General features: G+C 37.8%; 13 protein-coding genes, 2 pseudogenes and 1 riboswitch. Of the genes and pseudogenes, 2 read left to right on the top strand and 13 right to left on the bottom strand.

Features of this window, described 5'->3' with window-relative positions:
* Nucleotides 1–348 precede the first annotated feature (348 nt).
* The 6 genes and pseudogenes from AR337_RS18020 to AR337_RS24105 form a co-directional block, all read right to left on the bottom strand.
* Nucleotides 349–1,416, bottom strand: a pseudogene (locus AR337_RS18020) (M14 family zinc carboxypeptidase).
* A 771-nt stretch (nt 1,417–2,187) separates the two neighbouring features.
* The gene (locus AR337_RS18010) at nt 2,188–2,607 is read right to left on the bottom strand and encodes a GNAT family N-acetyltransferase (RefSeq protein WP_059173425.1); all 420 of its coding nucleotides are present in this window, start codon (nt 2,605–2,607) and stop codon (nt 2,188–2,190) included.
* 308 nt (nt 2,608–2,915) lie between these two features.
* Entirely contained in the window at nt 2,916–5,096 is a 2,181-nt protein-coding gene (locus AR337_RS18005; protein WP_059173424.1) for a beta-propeller domain-containing protein, read from the bottom strand.
* 470 nt (nt 5,097–5,566) lie between these two features.
* Nucleotides 5,567–6,007 (bottom strand): hypothetical protein, encoded by a 441-nt coding sequence (locus AR337_RS18000; RefSeq protein WP_059173423.1) that lies wholly within the window; start codon nt 6,005–6,007, stop codon nt 5,567–5,569.
* Nucleotides 6,008–6,010: 3 nt separating this feature from the next.
* The gene (locus AR337_RS17995) at nt 6,011–6,355 is read right to left on the bottom strand and encodes an ASCH domain-containing protein (protein WP_059173422.1); all 345 of its coding nucleotides are present in this window, start codon (nt 6,353–6,355) and stop codon (nt 6,011–6,013) included.
* A 38-nt stretch (nt 6,356–6,393) separates the two neighbouring features.
* Nucleotides 6,394–6,537, bottom strand: coding sequence for a conserved phage C-terminal domain-containing protein (locus tag AR337_RS24105; RefSeq protein WP_367576269.1), 144 nt, complete (start codon nt 6,535–6,537; stop codon nt 6,394–6,396).
* 312 nt (nt 6,538–6,849) lie between these two features.
* On the opposite strand from AR337_RS24105, the gene AR337_RS17990 reads away from it, so the two are divergent.
* Entirely contained in the window at nt 6,850–7,773 is a 924-nt protein-coding gene (locus AR337_RS17990; RefSeq protein WP_059173421.1) for a LytR family transcriptional regulator, read from the top strand.
* Nucleotides 7,774–8,038: 265 nt separating this feature from the next.
* Nucleotides 8,039–8,123, bottom strand: a riboswitch (cyclic di-GMP riboswitch).
* A 230-nt stretch (nt 8,124–8,353) separates the two neighbouring features.
* Nucleotides 8,354–8,992, top strand: a pseudogene (locus tag AR337_RS17985) (acetyltransferase); the annotation flags it as partial.
* A gap of 488 nt (nt 8,993–9,480) precedes the next feature.
* On the opposite strand, the gene AR337_RS17980 reads toward AR337_RS17985, so the two are convergent.
* The 7 genes from AR337_RS17980 to AR337_RS17950 all read right to left on the bottom strand — a co-directional run bounded on the left by AR337_RS17980 (nt 9,481) and on the right by AR337_RS17950 (nt 16,962).
* Nucleotides 9,481–10,800, bottom strand: coding sequence for a UDP-glucose/GDP-mannose dehydrogenase family protein (locus tag AR337_RS17980; protein WP_059173419.1), 1,320 nt, complete (start codon nt 10,798–10,800; stop codon nt 9,481–9,483).
* Between the two features lie 161 nt (nt 10,801–10,961).
* A complete protein-coding gene (rfbB, locus tag AR337_RS17975) occupies nt 10,962–11,993 on the bottom strand; it encodes a dTDP-glucose 4,6-dehydratase (RefSeq protein WP_059173418.1) in 1,032 nt (343 codons plus the stop codon).
* 4 nt (nt 11,994–11,997) lie between these two features.
* Nucleotides 11,998–12,852 (bottom strand): dTDP-4-dehydrorhamnose reductase, encoded by an 855-nt coding sequence (gene rfbD / locus AR337_RS17970; RefSeq protein ID WP_059173417.1) that lies wholly within the window; start codon nt 12,850–12,852, stop codon nt 11,998–12,000.
* A 3-nt stretch (nt 12,853–12,855) separates the two neighbouring features.
* The gene (gene rfbC, locus AR337_RS17965; RefSeq protein ID WP_059173416.1) at nt 12,856–13,416 is read right to left on the bottom strand and encodes a dTDP-4-dehydrorhamnose 3,5-epimerase; all 561 of its coding nucleotides are present in this window, start codon (nt 13,414–13,416) and stop codon (nt 12,856–12,858) included.
* A gap of 14 nt (nt 13,417–13,430) precedes the next feature.
* On the bottom strand, nt 13,431–14,309 hold the full coding sequence (rfbA, locus tag AR337_RS17960; RefSeq protein WP_059173415.1) for a glucose-1-phosphate thymidylyltransferase RfbA: 879 nt from the start codon (nt 14,307–14,309) through the stop codon (nt 13,431–13,433).
* Between the two features lie 48 nt (nt 14,310–14,357).
* Nucleotides 14,358–15,512 (bottom strand): beta 1-4 rhamnosyltransferase Cps2T, encoded by a 1,155-nt coding sequence (cps2T, locus tag AR337_RS17955; protein WP_059173414.1) that lies wholly within the window; start codon nt 15,510–15,512, stop codon nt 14,358–14,360.
* Nucleotides 15,513–15,555: 43 nt separating this feature from the next.
* Nucleotides 15,556–16,962: a flippase gene (locus tag AR337_RS17950; protein WP_059173413.1), complete on the bottom strand. Its 1,407-nt coding sequence runs from the start codon at nt 16,960–16,962 to the stop codon at nt 15,556–15,558.
* Between the last annotated feature and the right edge of the window lie 3 nt (nt 16,963–16,965).

The following is a 16,965-nucleotide window of genomic DNA, read 5'->3' as shown; positions in this document are numbered from 1 at the left end:
ATTTCATAACATGTTAAAACAATCTTAATAATTGAGGCCTATACTAATAAATGCAGGCAGCGTTGTTCGAGCAATACACTCTCTGGTTTCGGCATTAATTCAAATTTTTGTTGGAGCTATGATCTTTGTTCGGACAAACACCCAATCTTTTCTTCAAAAGTAATTTGGTACAAACATAGGCGGCCCCCAAGCCGCCTTCCCCTAATTTAATGAACAAACAATACCCCCCTCTCTGCCTTCGCGGGCCTGCCCTGGGTTTTCATTTCACAATCAAAAAACCCAAACCCGCCAGTTGGTGAGTTTGGGTTTACTTTGTGTATCCTTAACAGTTCCGTGTCCTTGTATTCCCTATTCGTCCGCTTCTTCTTCAGACGCCCTATTCTTTTGTTCAGGGAGGGTGTCCCAGAAGCTTGTGTCTGTTGTTTCAATAGACCCGTCGGCTATTGCGTTTACGGTTGCATCCAAGGTTTCGACCGTTTGTTTGATGAGATAGCCATTGCTCTTTTGGCCGAGGGCATAGGATTCAATGTAATGGTCGGACATCCCGCGCATTTCAAAAAGGAGTGTTGAAATACCGTAACGAACAGCAGCTCCATTTCGTCCGATTCTTTCCTCGGAGCCTCCAACATATTTGCCGATATGTCCCCAGCCCTTGCTTTCAAGTTTATTATAGACAATGGCCCCAAGCTTCTTGGATTTTTCAAGAACCTCAGGTTTGACATTTGAGTTCGTCGGATAGAGGATGGAGCCGGAAACAAGTTCTCCTTCCGTTTCACTCCTCGTACCCTGGTGGTGCAGGTCAATCATATAATCAATTTTGTACTTTTGGAAAACATTTTCATGGAGCGCGCGCACTTCAGGTTCCATTGCAGATATCGCTTTGTCATGCTCCCGGTTTAAGTCCACTTCATTGGCATTGTAACGGGTTAAGTGGCGGCCGCCGTCTGCAAGGTAATTATCTAATGAGAAATTCACATCGCCCATTGCGCCATCCGCATTCAGCATCGGGATAATGAGAACGTTTACATTTTTCAGCACGTCCTTTGTTTTCCCTGTCCCCAAATGCTTGATAAATTCCAACGCTCCTTCGGTTGTAAGCTATTCATTGCCATGCTGCTGCGTCAGGAACAGGATGGTCGGATTAGCAGGGTTGGAAACATATTTCGCCATGTAAATATCCCGGCCCTTCACCGTTTTGCCGATGATTTCAAGTTCCATTGCAGCCTGCTTTGCGTCCTGGGTTTTCAGGTACGAAACCATACTGTCATAAGTATGTAAAATCGATGTCTGGATGGACCCATTCCCAGCACTCGGGCCATTGCCCACTGCGCTAGCCGGCAGGCCAACCGCAGTAATTCCGCCAAAAGCCATCAGCCCTGATAATGAAATAGCTAGAACCTTCTTCTTAATCTTCATCGAATCCCTCCAAAACTATTTATTTGTCTGAAATATCAGACAATATAAGTTTACTAGTTTTACGAAGGAACTTTAATAGACTGGAATCTCTAATTATTTTACATATTTTGACGTTCGAAATAGGAGGAACAGTTTAGTTGTAAATTATGAATTTCATACAAAGGAATCAGGTTCAATGGATCCGCATTAGGGTAAAGAAGCAAGCTTAAACCAATCTGTACCCTTCGTAATGAAGAAACACGGTAATTTACCCGGAAATAAACAGTAAATCATATAAGAAATCTTTGGAGATATCATAATGGCCTCTCAGTCTTTCGGAAAAATTGGCCCATACACCATGCAAGCCTTTGACAGCTAGTACGAAAATACCCGCTATTCGCCGTCTCCCCATACTCAAATTATATGAAGATACCGGAATTGGGAATGCCCTTCTACTTTCACATAAATCACTTCTATGTTACAAACATAAACATTCTATAAATTCCATATAGCATTGCAAGACTGGCAATTGTACCCGAAGCCCTTCTCGGTACTCTCATCTTTATTAGTAGTAATTTTAAGAAAAGAGCAAGGAGAAAAGGAAGAAACAGTACTAGTAAAAGATTCAGAAGCAATTCATTCATAAAAGGCTTCAAAGGGCTAAAATCAATTTGCATAATTCCCCCACTTTCATATTAACAATAGTAAAACCAAGAACGCTTTAACCACAATAGATCCCTTACCCATAAGTGTGACTTCCTAAAATAATATGTGAAACAGCAAAGAGACCTATTAAATCGGTCTGTCCTTTCTTATCTCCATCCAATCCAAAGGACGTGAAATAGGATCAAAACCAACTTTACTATAAACACCATGAGCATCCTTAGTAATTAATAGCCATTGATATACGTCCTTTAATTCTTCGTGACTAAGAATATAATGAATCATTTTTTGGCCAAGTCCATTTCTTCTAAAGTTTTCATCAACATACACATCAAGAATATAGGCAAATCTTGTTTTATCAGAAATCACTCTCGCATAACCTATCTGATTATCGTCAACAAACACTCCTACAACTAATGCGGAATTCTCAGCACCTTTTATTACTTCGTCAGCTTTTATTCCCTTACACCAAAATGCATGTGAAAGCATTTCAGTAACCTTCTCAAAATCCATATTTATAAATCCATCTTTAATCGTAATACCTTCCATGTTTCTCCCCCTAAATTCATTGCAATATTCTCTAATATGAACTAATCACATTATACAAAAAGTGGATAATTCTGCATACAACAACAATTTTCAACATTCCAATCAAACTGCCTTTTTGGGGAAAAATTGGCCCATACACCATGACCGCCTTTGACACCAAACAGAAAATACCCGCCATTCGCCGTCCTACAAAAAAACAGCCCTCGTTATAACCGCGGCTGCGGTTATAACGAGGGGGTAATCATTCAATCTTTATGGATTTTTTATAATGAGATCACCAAGAAACAATCGGCAACCCCATGGCATGATTATCTCAACCCGAGAGTTCCGATCTTTCTGTACGATTTCAGGTCATGGCTTGTGATTTTTTCCGGTGACAGGGCGAACAGGGTATCACCGATATACAAGAGCCGCTTGATCCCTGTATCGTATTCCTCATAAATAGATGGCTTCTCGCTGTTGATATGGGTAATTTTCGACTGAAGCGTGAATCCTTTTTCCGGATCGATACTGTATACATAAGCTCCCTGGTACTCAAAAATTTGATCGTATTCATTTGCCTTGCTGTTTTGATAAACGGAAATCGGGAAGGCAAACAAACCCTTATCTTTGTTGAACAGCAGTGCTTTATGGTCATGATTCAGCGGTGAATACGTACCTCTCCCGCCGATGATTTCTGTGAATTTCTCTTTTGGATGGCTCATGTCACTAACATCGAACAGCGAAATTTTGACGCCGTCAGTCAGGATGCGCGGCTGAGCACCCGCTTCTTTTGCCGCGATGATTTTCGTATCATGCCCGAATCCGATCAAATGATTTTCATCATAAGGGTGCAGGTAGTTACTGAACCCTGGAATCTTCAGTTCTCCCAGCACTTTTGGTTTTGCCGGATTGCTTGCCTCAATGACGAAAAGCGGGTCCGTTTCCTTGAAGGTAACCATATAGATGCGCTCGCCCATGAATCTCGCAGAATAAATCCGCTCACCCCGCGCCAGTGACTCAAGCTTTCCCGCCGGCTTCAGATTTTCATCCAAGATATAGAGAGCATTGGAGGATGGCCTGCTTTCATCCCATGCATATCCCTTTGTCGTCACAATCCGGAAATAGCCATCATGTTCGTCCATTGAAAACTGATTGAGCACGGTGCCCTGGACTAATGCCGACCCCTGAAATTCCACGTCCATCCCTTTGACCGAAAACTTATGGATAGTTGTATCTGGTGCCGTCACCTGAGTCCAATTCCCCCGCGGACGCTCGGCCCAATTCGCAATCGCGAGATAGAGATTTTCCTTTGACATGTACATTTGTTCCCCGCTTCCAAGGTAGGTGGTGACAGCGGCTTTTTTACCATGATGATTGAGGTCGATCGCTGCAATCATTGTATAATTAGGCTCTTTGGATTCCGGGAAATAATTGATTTCATCATAACTGACGATTTTTTCCGCTGGCTTTGTTGCTGTATCCGAATACTTCGGACGAATATCAATGGCTTCGTTTTCGCGTAGCAGCCAGTAATCAGGATGGTGCTTGGTGACCAGATACACAATCCCTTCCACTTTCCGCGCCGACACATAGCTTCCCTCCAGCTCAACCTGCCGTACCTGGACTGGTTTTGCCGGATTTTTCACATCATAGATGATTACTTTTGCTGATTGCATCATTGGGGCAATCTTAGAATCCTTAACCACTTGTTCATATGGTTTCGCAAAAGTGTGATACTGATGGCCGATGACGACCAATTTCTCTTCGTGTAAAAAAAGCTGGTACGGCATAAACTCTCCGTTATAGGAAATCCTCGACAAAAGCTTCATATCCTCTTCGGGCGCAGCCTGAATGATGCGAACTTCATTTTCTTCCGTCTGAAAAATATGCTTTCCGTCTGATTTGACAAGGTCCGCTTCGTCGACTCCCTGGACTTGATTGTTCGTTTCGGAGTAGGCTGCCTGATTAGCTGAATCCGCCGATGATTTTGCGTCACTCATGGACGACTCCATTGTATCTCTCGAAAACCGCCAGCCGCGCAAAGTTTTTTCCTGCTTTAATAGATTTTTAAAATAGCCATTCAACTTTTCCTTCGATCCTATGACAGGAAGGCGTTCTTTTACAACAAACTTCCAGGATTTAACCCCTCCCAAGCTTCTCCCTGCCGAAGATTCGAGGTCTTTATTAAAAATTAGTGTGTAAAATCTTGCGTCAAGAGGATACCCGTCTCTAGGAGGGTCAAGATAGATGGTTTTTTGATCATCGCTAAGAGACAGTTTTGTTTTGATTTTCTTGCCTTGATCATCCAAAACATAGATTGAATCAGAATGAAGACTTTCTTTCGCGACTTTTTCGGTAAACTGAATGCTCCAAACCTTATTGGCCATGACAATGGCCTCTCCTTCTCCTTCCCACGCATTGACCACCTTGAATTGCGTTGAAAAGAAGTAAGAAAGACCGGCAATAAACAGCAGCGAAATCCCGCCTAAAATGATCCATTTTTTCATGTTTATCCCTCCTGTAAGATTAGACGGGAGAGTTGCCGATCTTGTGTCATAGCTTTAGGAAAAAAAGTGTCAGGCCCTGCTGTGGACAAATTACATATATAGGTTGAATTGAAATAAAAATTGGTATCCAACGTGAACGGGGTGGTTGATTTCCTCTCCGGGCATTTCTCTTTCCGCGGGGCGCCAGTTGAGCCTCCTCGGCGCATGCGCCTGTGGGGTCTCAACCTTGTCGCTCAATCCCGCAGGACAAATAGCTCCCTCGAATGGGCTTTGCACGAAGGAAATGCGATAGCATTTTCGAGGAGTCTACATGCCTGAGCTTCAATCAACCAGCTTATTCAATTAAAATAGTGTAATTATTACGTTCAACCTATATACATTCGTTTATTTCAGGCATCTGACACCAATGCCCCATTTCCAGCAATAGTAAAAGCCCGAGCATCAATCCCCGCCCGGGCTTTTCAACATCTTCACCACAAATTCGGCTTCACGACCATGAACCATAGCATCCCCATCAATAAAATGATGTAGGTCCAGATGGTGCGCTTCAGTTTTGCGGCAAGTGCTAGTTTATTTGCATCTTCTTCGGCAAATTCCCGAAGTGTTGGCGAGAATGCCCGTGCCAGGAAAAAGAGGGAGGCGAACAGCAGCGCCAGGGTTCCGACAATCCACGGCGTTTTCCATGTCCAGGGGCCGAGGATGACGAGCAGCACTCCTGTTCCAATTAGTACATGGCCGGCGTGCTTAGACAGCCGCACGACTGACTTCAACAAAGCCAAATAGGCCTCCAGCTCTTTCTCCACAGCATCAGGAAGTTTTTTCACAATGGGCATCAAAATGAAGAAAGGCCCAATTGACGCAATCACGCTTGCGACGTGAAGATAAATAATGATTCGGTACAATAAATCCATTTCTTATTCTTCAACAGGACTGAATTCATGCACCCAGACGCGCATTTGCGGAAGCCATGGCATTCCCGGGTGATAAGATAGGATCGACTGCTTGTACGCTTCTACATTTTCAAAGCCTTCGCGCTCGGCATCTGCATCTGTCAATTCTCCCAGTGATTGGGAGTAGACACTGTCCACAACGAATTTCTTTCCTTTTAACTCCATGATTTCGCCTACATCTGCATAACGGCCGTTACGGCGCGTAGCCGTTTTCTTGCCTTCCAGCACTTTTTTGATGTCATTTTCCATTGTGATAAGACGCTCAATCTCACACGTTTTTGGCGGCAAAGCATTGTTCTGTTCTGTCATTGAAAAAAACTCCCATCCTTTTGCTAATCTATAATGTATCATAGATTGAAAAAAGAACGCCATTCCTCCGCTTTTTTATCGGTGACTTTTTTGAAATCAGCTGGCCTGGAGCCTTCCTTCCACCGCGCTGCAATCAGTGCCCGATGGTTCCACCAGTAAATAAAAGAACAGGTCTGTCCCACGGGTTCAATTATTTTAGGTGATGCCAACCACTAGACTGTTGGGATAGTTATGCAGGTATTTTACATCTACGAACACCTAGATAATTATTCCGTCAATACCCGGACTTTCGTTAAGGATGGTTCATCAATACAGTTAACTACTATCTGCTTATCTAAAAGATATAAGATTAGGGCAAGCTAGCAAATCCTAATAGCCTAAACCCTCACTTTGCTAAAATTTGCCGAACCTTGTAAATTAATTGAAATTCTCATAGATAAAGCACCAATTTTTTGCTATTCTGTAAGAAGGCTTAACTTACATCGGAGGGTAAAATGAGAGCAGAAAAAAAGAAAAAGAAAAGTTGGATTAAAATTGTATTTATCAGTCTATTAATTTTGTTTTTAGCAGTGGGCACGTACGCCTTTACTGTGTATAGATCACTAACAAGTACTGTGGATAAGATGCATCAGCCCCTGGATCGTGACAAATCAGAAAAGCGCGATGAAAAGGTGACTTTGAAAAAGCAGCAGCCGTTTTCCGTCCTTATGCTTGGCGTGGATGAACGGAAAGGTGACAGAGGGCGTTCCGACTCGATGATCGTTCTGACGGTTAACCCGAACAACAAATCTGTTAAAATGCTCAGCATCCCGAGGGACACACGAACTGAAATTGTTGGCCGAGGAAAAGAGGACAAAATCAACCATGCCTACGCCTTTGGCGGCGTTGAAATGGCCATGAATACCGTTGAGCACTTTCTCGATATCCCGATTGATTATTACGTCCAAATCAATATGGAAGGGTTTAAGGATATTGTAGACGCAGTCGGTGGAGTAAAAGTAACCAACACACTGGATTTTACTTATGAGGGTGAACATTTTCCAAAGGGAGAAATTAATTTAAATGGTGAAACAGCCTTAAAATTTTCTCGAATGAGATACGAGGACCCACGAGGGGACTTCGGCCGGCAAACAAGGCAACGGCAAATCATCCAGGCTGTCATTAATAGAGGAGCATCCTTCCAAAGCATAACGAACTTCGGAGATATTTTTGGCGCATTAGGTAAAAATGTACGAACCAACCTTACATTTGAAGAAATGGTCGAAATCCAAAAAAATTACAAAGCAGCAGGTAAAGATGTTCAGCAATTGGAGTTGAAAGGATCTGGCACAAAAATCAATAAAATTTATTATTACATTGTTCCTAATGAAGTCAGACAATCTATTCAAAACGAACTAAAGACCCAATTAAAACTTTAAGGCAACACTTCAAATTGAATTAACATTTAAGACAGGTGTTATTTAGCACCTGTCTTTTTATTATGAAACAAAAAAGCAACCCCAAATCAGGATTGCTTAATTTCCCTTTTCTTGATGAAAGAGTTCGTATCGACAGTCGGCTCTTTTAGCGGCTGCCATTAGACTCATAATGACAACGACTGAGAAAGTTCCACACAGAATGCCTGTAACTAATAACCACATAGTGATCCTCCATTAGTTCATAATTCGCAGGAAGGTATTCATATTCGGAAGCTGGCTGGCATAGTTTTCACACTTTAGCCCCTATAGCTTTGCGCCGCCATTTTTCAATGGGTTTGCCGTTTCGTACGAATTATGTGGTATGTATTTAGTGCTTTTTACCTAGGTATCTTCTACTGGTTATTTTATCAAATTACTAGCCAATTACAAGAACATTAATTAAACTTTCGGGCAAGGAAAATCTAAAGAATTAATCAAATTCTCTTAAAATGGTTATCCTTTTTTATGCAACTCTGGTAGATTATAGATATAATTATCTATCTTACAAAAGGAATGAAAAGAATTAAAGAATGTTGTTGTTTTTGGTTCAGGTAAACATTGTAAGGTTATTATTGATATTCTTGAAAGGATGGGCAGTTACCGCATTATCGGCATCGTTGATGGTGCCCGTGAAATTGGTGAAGAAGTAATGGGTTATAACGTTGTTGGCGATTTACCGGTGTTAAAAACGTACCCGCATGCCATTATCGGAGGAATTGTTGCTTTAGCGGATAACGGAGCCCGCCGGCAAATGGTGAATGATATTTTAAAAATCGATAAAAACTTTAAATTTATCCGAGCTATCCATCCTTCCGCTGCCATCGGAAAATATGTTTCTATTGGCAGAGGAACTGCCGTAATGGCCAACACTGTCATCAACAGTGACACAACTATTGGCGACCATTGTATAATCAATACAAAGTCCTCCATCGATCACGATTGCAAGCTTGGGAACTTTGTCAGCATCGCGCCAGGGGCAACGCTAGCTGGTGGTGTTACATTGGGGAACTATTCGACTGGTTCACTAGGAGCGAATGTAATCCACAATATTACAATTGGTGAGCATACGGTTATAGGTGCCGGATCTACTGTTCTTAAAAATATCGATTCTTATTCTGTTGCCTATGGTACGCCAGCCAGAAAAGTTAGGGCAAGGGCCGAGGATGAAAAGTATTTATAGCAAAATAACACAAAGGTCTAATAAAAGCAGCCCATAAAAGGACTGCTATTTTTTATTATTTGAATAATATCCCAATCTTGCGTCACCTTTTTTGGCGGCAATCTTCAAACTCATTGTGGAGATGGTTGCAAGAAAACCAATAAAAAAGATCAATTTAAAACATCACCATATCTCCGGCACCCAATTTTAAGTTTCTACTATAAATGTACCCGCATCTTATACAATGTATTCCTGTCAATAATATTATTTGTTAATATTCTCTCTTTACATTACTCAAAAAGGATAACTATCTTAATCTAGCCTTTCAAGAAAGCATAAATTCATAAAACCCATAAGTAAGGAAAAAACAATCGCCTTTCTTAGAAGCAGATTCCTTTCCCCTTGTTTAAATAAATAACCATTCTTTAGTTTTACAAGAACACTTCTTCATTTATTACATGTACATTTTTTTCTCTTGTACAAGGGTCATAACACTATGGAATCACGTATCAAACCAAAACTTTTGTAAGGTTATATATTGTTTCCCTTCCAATGGAATCATAAATTAAATTTGATTTCCTGACACTGGCTAAGTCATAGCAATTTCGTCCATCAAGAATAATAGGATGTTTCATAAGTTGGCCGAATTTATTTAAATTAAAATCCTTCACTTCATCCCATTCAGTAAAAATAAAACAAATCTCTGCATCTTTCACAGTATCTTCTATGGAATCACAGTAGGTGATTTCATCAGGATAAAGTTTCTTAAAGTTATTAACACCTACTGGATCCCATGCTCTTATTTTCGCCCCATCTTCAAGCATTAAGGGGATATTAACCAGGGTCGGAGCCTCACGTAGATCATCTGTACCTGGTTTGAATGTAAGGCCTAAAACAGCAACATTCAGTCCATTTAGACTGTCATAATACTTTCGTGATTTTTTAACAAGTTTTAATTTTTGGTTTTCATTTACGTCGATTGCAGCCTTAATGGTTTTGATTTCATGATCATGAAAACTGGCAAGCCAATGCAGTGCTTTGGTATCCTTAGGGAAACAAGAACCTCCATAGCCTATGCCGGCTTTTAGAAATTGATTCCCTATCCTGCTATCCAAGCCCATTCCAAGCGCAACATCTTCAATATTAGCGCCAACACTCTCGCAAAGGTTTGCAATTTCATTGATAAAAGATATTTTTAATGCCAAAAAGTCATTGGAAGCATACTTGATCATTTCGGCGCTTTTCCTGTTTGTAATGACAACCGGCACATTAAAATCCTTATACACTTCTTTTAAAACTTCACCGGCATACTCATCTTCCACGCCTATAACAATACGGGAGGCATGCATTGTATCCCTAACAGCCGTTCCTTGTGACAAAAATTCAGGATTGGATACCACAGAAACCCGAACATTTCTATCCAATTTGTTTATTATTAAATCCTCTATCTTATCATTTGTTCCGATAGGAACGGTTGACTTCACTACAACGATACAATCTTGCTCAACACTTTGAGCAATTTGTTCAGCAACTTCGTACACATACTTTAAATTAGCAGATCCGTCCTGTTTTTCAGGAGTTCCAACCCCAATAAAAACGACATCCGCTTTTCTGTATGCCTCTTTATAGTTGGTAGTAAAAGTTAATCGTTCCCTGTTTTTGTTCATCAATTCTTCCAGGCCAGGCTCATAAATCGGGGAAACGCCTGATTTCATAAGCGCAACTTTATTCCCATCAATATCAACACACTCAACATGATGTCCATGTTCAGCAAGACAAACACCTGTGACTAGCCCTACATATCCAGTTCCTGCAACAGCTATTTTCACAATTTTTCCACCCTCAACCCATTATCAGTTTTAAAAAAATAAATCATTCAAATTGACTTTGTTTATATTTTAACTATTTACCTCTAAATATATGAAGTCCATTAGTATAAATAGCTATTCAATATAAAACACTGTATTCATATATCATTTATTTGTAGGGGTTAATAGGAATTACTTAAGGTATATTGTTTTTCAAAATATTTTTGATATTCTCCACTAATAATCTGCTCCCACCACCACTTATTACGTATATACCAATTAATAGTTTGAGTAATTCCGGTTTCAAAATTAAAAGTTGGTTTCCAACCTAAATTCTCTAATTTAGTGGGATCTATTGCATATCTCTTATCGTGACCTAATCTGTCATTAACAAATTCAATTAAATCTTCTGTCTTGCCAAGAGCATTAATAATAGTTTTAACTACTTCCAAATTTGTCCTTTCGTTTTTACCGCCTACATTATAAACTTCTCCATTTGCCCCTTCGTGTAAAACAATGTCAATCGCAGCACAGTGATCAATCACATGGAGCCAATCACGAATGTTCTTGCCATCACCGTAAACTGGAACTTTTTCATCATTTAAAACACGAGATATCGTTAATGGTATCAACTTTTCCGGGAAGTGGAATGGGCCATAGTTATTAGAGCAACGGGTAATGTTAATTGGCAAGTTGAATGTTTCATGATAAGCTCTCACCAAAAAATCTGATGATGCTTTACTTGCACTGTAAGGACTGTTTGGTTGTAGTGGAGTTTCTTCAGTAAAGTAAGTTGTTGGATCAAAATCAAGTTCACCATATACTTCATCGGTTGAAACATGGATAAATTTAGTTACATCGATGAGTTTTGCTGCATCTAGCAATACTTGGGTTCCAAGTACATTCGTTTTGACGAAAATTCCCGGATCAATTATTGATCTATCGACATGGCTTTCAGCAGCGAAGTGAGCAACATAGTCAAACTTCTCTTTTTCAAATAGAGCCATGATTGTCTGTCTGTCTGCAATATCAGCTTTTACAAAATGATAATTTTCTTTATTCTCGATATCTTTATGCTTTGCTAAATCGCCTGCATAAGTTAATAAATCAAGATTATAAATATCATACTCAGGATATTTATTAACCATATATTGTACAAAGTTACCTCCAATAAACCCAGCACCACCGGTAACTAATATTTTCTTTTTTGCCATTACTTCATTTCACCTCGTTTAATAATTGCTTTAAATAATGATTTAGAGAGTCCTGCCACCTTGGCAATGGCTTAAATCCATTTTCAATAATTTTCAATTTGGACATTCTAGAATTTTTAGGCCTGACTGCCCTAGTAGGATATTCTTCAGTTGAAATAGAATTAACTTTAACTTGTAATCCGGTTTGACGGAAAATTTCCTTGGCGAATTCTGCCCAATTGCAGAATCCTTCATTTGAAGCATGGTATACTCCAAACTTATTGGTTTGAATCATATCAATTAATAACCTTGATAAATCAATAGTATAAGTAGGTGAACCTATTTGATCTCCAACGACATTTATTTCCTTCCTTGATTCTGCTATCCTTAGCATTGTTTTAACAAAATTATTTCCATTTAAGCCATAAACCCAGGAGACCCTTACAATAAACCATTCTGATAAAAGAGACTGTACAATTTTTTCACCCTCATATTTAGTCAGTCCATAAAATCCAGTGGGATATGGTTGATTAGATTCTGTAAAAGGTTCTTCTCCTTTACCATTAAAAACATAATCTGTACTAATATATATAAACTTTGCATCTGAATTTTTGGCAGCTTGGGAAAGATTCTTTGTACCATTAACGTTCACATTCCAACAATTTTCCCTGTCATCCTCCGCTTTATCTACGGCAGTATAAGCAGCACAGTGGATAATTGCATTGGGTTTGACTTGTTCAATGTACCGTTCCACAGCCTTGCAATCAGTTATATCTAAATCCCTTGAGCCTACACCAATCATATCCAGCCCTCGATTAAGGCCTTCACGTACAACATCATATCCTAATTGTCCTGTATAACCCGTTACTAAAATCTTCATTTACTACTCTCCATAGGTAAAATTATTTGCGGCTTGTTTGAGGGTTAGAGCATTTTCATCTTTCGCTGACAGGATCGGAGTAATTTCTGTCGGCCACTCGATTCCAATAGTTGAATCATTCCAAATAATACCTCGGTCACACTCTGGAGCGTATACCTCGTCTACCTTATATTGAACCTCAACATCATCAGCCAGGGTAATGAAACCATGGGCAAAACCTTTGGGTACTAGTAATTGTTTTTTATTTTCTGCGCTCAATTCTAGTCCGAACCATTTTCCAAATGAGGGGCTACCTTTCCTAATATCAACCGCAACGTCAAAAATAGAACCTCTTATACATCTAACAAGTTTTGTTTGAGCTTTAGGATTTAGTTGGTAATGCAATCCTCTTAAAGTCCCTTTTGCAGCAGAATACGATTGATTATCCTGAATAAATTTTATATTGATACCAACCTCTTTAAATTTTTCATTATTGAACGTTTCCATAAACCAGCCACGATGATCTCCGAAAACAGAAGGTTCAACTACCTTTACTCCAGTTAAAGAAGTATTTGTTACTTTCATCTCTAATCCCCCAATTAATACTTTATATCTCCATTTGCTACCTTTAATAAATATTGACCATATCCTGTTTTTGCAAATTTTTCGCCAGACACAAGTATATCATTAAGCCCAATCCATCCATTAATATATGCTATTTCTTCAAGTGCAGCTATTTTTACTCCCTGATGCTCTTCAACTGTTTTTACAAAATTAGTTGCTTCGACCAAACTATGATGGGTACCTGTATCTAACCATGTAAACCCTCTACCTAGTAATTCAACTTCTAGTTCCCCCAATTGTAAATAGGCTTCATTAATTGAAGTGATTTCTAGCTCTCCTCGTGTAGAAGGTTTAATAGATTTCGCTATCTCCACAATCTTACTATCATAAAAGTATAAACCAGTAATTGCATAATTAGATTTTGGAATTTCGGGTTTTTCCTCCACACTCAGAACCTTTCCTGTTTCATCAAATTCAACAACCCCAAAGCGCTCTGGATCTTGAACATGATATCCAAAAACTGTAGCACCGTTTTCTTTCTGTGCTGCTCGTTGAAGGATTTTTCTCATTCCACTTCCATAGTAAATGTTATCCCCCAAAATCATGGCCACAGAATCATTACCTATAAATTCTTCGCCAATTAAAAAAGCCTGGGCTAAACCGTCCGGGCTTTGCTGAATTTTATATTCAAGTTTTATACCAAATTGTGAGCCATCTCCAAATAATGATTTAAATCGAGGAGTATCCTCTGGTGTAGAAATAATTAAGATTTCTCTAATACCTGCTAGCATTAAAGTTGATAGTGGATAATATATCATCGGCTTATCATAAACAGGTAATAATTGTTTGCTCGTGACCATAGTAAGGGGGTAAAGTCTGGTCCCACTACCGCCTGCTAGAACTATTCCTCTCAATATTAAAACCTCCCTATTATTTTATTGCCTTTACATAACGTTGTAAATTTATCTCATAAAAAGATTTTCATAATCTTTGATAATTTTCCCCCAAGAATAATTTTGTTTTATCCTATTTTTTGCCTTGTTTCCAATGTTAATAAATTTTCTTGTAGAAAAATTTTCAATAGTATTTATTAGGTTTGCTAAGGAGCCTTCTTCTTTTGTGAAATAAAGTGCTCCTTCTTTGCCCACCTCTTTATTAAAAATAACGTTTAATAACAAGTTGAAATTTGTTGAAGCCAGTGCCTCTAACAACGATGGGTTAGTACCCCCTACCTCATGGCCATGAAGATAGCAATATGCTTTTTCTCGTATCTTTTTAATTAGTTCTTTATCGTAAACAGTTCCCACAAATTTAATTCTTTTATCATTTATAAATTTTGTACGAGAAACTAGTTCACTATAAAATTTATTTTCTTCTATATTTGAAATTATCACCAAGTCTTTGGTAGATTTAGATTTGATGAATTCATTTATTATTAACTCATAGTTATTTTCCGGTACAAACCTTCCTACAATTAAATAGTAATTATTAAAATAAATTTTATGTTTTTGGTACCACTCTACTACCTTTGGATTATTATCTGTCAAAGGAGATTTTTCCAATTCTGCTCCATATGCAATATACTTGGTTTTAGGGTTGTATATTTTATATTTTTTTTTAATATGTGTTTCAATTCCCTTTGAATCACATATAATCAAATCCGCATACTTAATCATAAGTTTTTCTGATATCTTCCAATACAACTTAATCATTTTATTCCACTTACTTCTATTCCACTCCTGACCATCCGGGTTAACATATACTTTTATCCCTAATTTTTTCAATTGATGGGTGAAGCAGAAGAAAAAAGGTCCTATTCTACATGCTAATATATAGATAATACAGTCCTTCAATTTATTTTTTTTTATATAATTCATACATTCTATTAAGCTTAATAAATCATACAAAACCGCACTTGCACTTCCTAGTTTAGGCACTTTTACTGTAAAGCAGCGAGCATTATTATGATAGTAAACATTTCTACTAGATCCTAAACACGAAACATGATACATTATTTCTTTATTTATCTTTTTATTTGTTAGGAAATCTACAAAAGTTTCAAAACCTCCATATTTTGCAGGAATTCCTTTTGATCCTATGATGAAGATATTTTTCAAGTATTTCCACTTCCTTAAATAAAATGTATCATTAACTCTTATATCAAGTAGTTTTTCCCTTTTTTGAAATAAAATTAATTATCGACTTGGTCTCACCAAGTATTTGTAAAGTTACTACATAAAGAATCGCTGAAATTACAATGGTATATATTAAAGATTGCAATTTTACAAATACTAAAAACAATCCTAATACCACCGATGAAATTAATAACGATTTGAACTCAAATATCCATTTAATTTTTAAATCTCTTAATAAATATAAAAATAGGAAAGTACTTAAAATTTCCGTTGTTAAAGTTGCAATGGCAGCTCCTTCAATAGCTAATTTAGGTATTAAACTAGCATTTAATAATACATTTAAGATGAGGGAAATTATTGAAATTTTTATCATTATGCTATTTGAATTCCGAGACAATAATATAGTACCAATAATTGTATTAATTGATAAAAAAACCATTCCTACTCCTAATAAAACTAGGGTATTCGTAGCAGGAGCAAATTTCTCACCAAAAAGTAAATATACAATTTTTTGCGACTCAAAAAGAATACCCACTGATACAGGAAGTACAATCAGTACCACGATTCTTAAACAAGTTATCACGGCTCTTTTGTATTCGTCTGGATTTTTATTAATTAATGACGTAATGTAAGGAAAAAAAGAATTACTTAGTACTTGAGGTATTATTATTAATGCATTAATTATTTTGTAGACTGCATTATATAGCCCAACTGCTGATTCATCTTTATAAAAGGAGATCATTAATATATCCACTTTAAAATACAATATATTTATTACAAATAATGACATTAAAGGGAGGCTACTACGCAATAGAAAGTACCATTTTTTTGGTTCTTTTACCTCATCTTCAGGGAAAAATTTCGTTACTTTAATCCTTAAGTATAAAGCCTGAATTACTAAAGATAAAAACGAAATCATAATTACAATGGATATTCCATAACCTTTTTTCAGGAGAAAAATCCCAACTCCGACCTCAATTATACTTACTAGGGAAGTAATTCTAGCTACGTTCCCCATTTTTTGAAACGAATTAAATATAGAGGCAGAAGTAAGGCTAAAAGCGGATGGTATTAGACACATAGAGTACAACAAAATATACCAATATTTCTCCATCCCCCGAAAGAAGATGAAATAAGTCAAAGCTTCTAACACAATAATAAATACAGCTAAAAATAGCCTAATTTTTAATGTTTGATTATATAAAGATTTTGCTAATTCTGGTCTTTTAGAAACTTCTCTTACGGTAAACACTGACATTCCACAATCAATTATTAAGTTTAAAATTGAAAATACAGTTACCGCTAAAGCATATCTTCCAAAATCCTCAATACTCAGTTCTCTAGCTAAGTAGATACCATAAGCAAATGCTGAAATTTTCACTATTGTTTGAGAAAAAAACAGCCATATTGAATTATTAATGAATTTAATCATTTT

Source organism: Bacillus sp. FJAT-27445 (assembly GCF_001510665.1).
In the GTDB taxonomy this organism is placed as follows: domain Bacteria; phylum Bacillota; class Bacilli; order Bacillales; family Cytobacillaceae; genus Bacillus_D.
This window is presented reverse-complemented; position numbering and strand designations above follow the sequence as displayed.

What these genes read in the sequence shown, in the direction of transcription:
- AR337_RS18010 (WP_059173425.1), bottom strand. Translation starts at nt 2,607, where the DNA reads ATGGAAGGTATTACGATTAAAGATGGATTTATAAATATGGATTTTGAG.
- AR337_RS18005 (WP_059173424.1), bottom strand. Translation starts at nt 5,096, where the DNA reads ATGAAAAAATGGATCATTTTAGGCGGGATTTCGCTGCTGTTTATTGCC.
- AR337_RS18000 (WP_059173423.1), bottom strand. Translation starts at nt 6,007, where the DNA reads ATGGATTTATTGTACCGAATCATTATTTATCTTCACGTCGCAAGCGTG.
- AR337_RS17995 (WP_059173422.1), bottom strand. Translation starts at nt 6,355, where the DNA reads ATGACAGAACAGAACAATGCTTTGCCGCCAAAAACGTGTGAGATTGAG.
- AR337_RS17990 (WP_059173421.1), top strand. Translation starts at nt 6,850, where the DNA reads ATGAGAGCAGAAAAAAAGAAAAAGAAAAGTTGGATTAAAATTGTATTT.
- rfbB (WP_059173418.1), bottom strand. Translation starts at nt 11,993, where the DNA reads ATGGCAAAAAAGAAAATATTAGTTACCGGTGGTGCTGGGTTTATTGGA.
- rfbD (WP_059173417.1), bottom strand. Translation starts at nt 12,852, where the DNA reads ATGAAGATTTTAGTAACGGGTTATACAGGACAATTAGGATATGATGTT.
- rfbC (WP_059173416.1), bottom strand. Translation starts at nt 13,416, where the DNA reads ATGAAAGTAACAAATACTTCTTTAACTGGAGTAAAGGTAGTTGAACCT.
- AR337_RS17950 (WP_059173413.1), bottom strand. Translation starts at nt 16,962, where the DNA reads ATGATTAAATTCATTAATAATTCAATATGGCTGTTTTTTTCTCAAACA.